Origin of the sequence: Enterovibrio nigricans DSM 22720, assembly GCF_900167155.1 — a bacterium.
GTDB classification, from domain to species: Bacteria; Pseudomonadota; Gammaproteobacteria; order Enterobacterales; family Vibrionaceae; genus Enterovibrio; species Enterovibrio nigricans.
Genome location: NZ_FUXU01000238.1, coordinates 1 through 1,053, shown reverse-complemented (window position 1 = coordinate 1,053; position 1,053 = coordinate 1). Strand labels below are relative to the sequence as shown.

2 protein-coding genes are annotated in these 1,053 nt (G+C 52.7%); both read left to right on the top strand.

Annotated elements, in window-relative coordinates; all coding sequences use genetic code 11:
• Positions 1 to 209, top strand: a 209-nt coding sequence (locus tag B5D35_RS24525; protein ID WP_212567575.1) for a hypothetical protein, incomplete at its 5' end; no start/stop codon positions are given.
• Positions 210 to 253: 44 nt separating this feature from the next.
• Positions 254 to 1,053, top strand: an 800-nt coding sequence (locus B5D35_RS23930) for a major capsid protein P2 (RefSeq protein ID WP_078754878.1), incomplete at its 3' end; no start/stop codon positions are given.

Genomic DNA, 1,053 nt, shown 5'->3' with positions numbered 1-1,053 from the left:
TTCAACACCTGACATTTTTCATGTTCAACGTTCTGTTTAACGTACTGCTAAGTAAAGGATTCGACACCATGTTCAAATTAAACAAAGGCGCATGGGCAACCATCGCCGTCGCGGTCACCATCATGGTGGTAGTGATGGCGGTGGTCGCCAATGTGGATGCACTGGAAAAACCGCGTAAATCACTGGGGCTGGATAAAGGCTCGTTGTAAGCCTCGCCAGACGCGTTTCTTATCAACCAAAGGACATTCACAGCATGCCATCACCCATTGCACAACAAGCGGCCATCGTTGCCGCCGTCAAAGCCGCATTTAACGTTCGCCCGATGGATTTAGACCCGTTTCGCTCGGGGCAAGTCTACGGTAAGCAAGCGGTACTGGAGATTAATACCCTTCATGCCTTTGCCTCTCTCGAAGTGGTGACCGATTTGCCGCTTCAACGCTTAGGGCGTGTTTCCCTTGAGCGCAACAACAAAGAAATCATTGGTATTGATGCGGCCTTTTTCCATAAGCGTGACATCAAAAAAGGCTTACCCGTGCAGGCCAAAGGCGTGGCAGGTGCCACCCAAACCCGTTTGATTATCCCGTTTGCAGACGAAACCCTTCGCACCTTGCAAGGCATTCGCCGTGGCGAACTGGTGCATCAAGCGGGTGAACTGCTGATGCTGAAAATCGGCGTAAAGCAAAAGGTCGCCAATGACCCTGACATTCCCGAATTCACGGCGAACGCCCGTGTGGTGGACTACCAGAGCGAGCGTTTCTTTCAGCAGCGTTACACCCAGACCTCTATCACGCATACGCAAACGGGTACCCAGCGCCATGAGTTCCCGATTGTCGGGGCTAACGTGCGTTTACGTTCGATGCTGCTTGAAACCGAAAACGACGACATTACCCGTATCGCCATTCGCCGTGATAACGAAACCATCTGGGAGCAAAACGTCGATGACCTTCGCTTTGCGATGGCGCGTTTCAGTGATACGCACGCGCCTGCACGCGGCGTGTGGGTGGACTTTGTTTCCACGGGCTTTGCCAATGAGCAAGCCTTTATCCCTGTGGC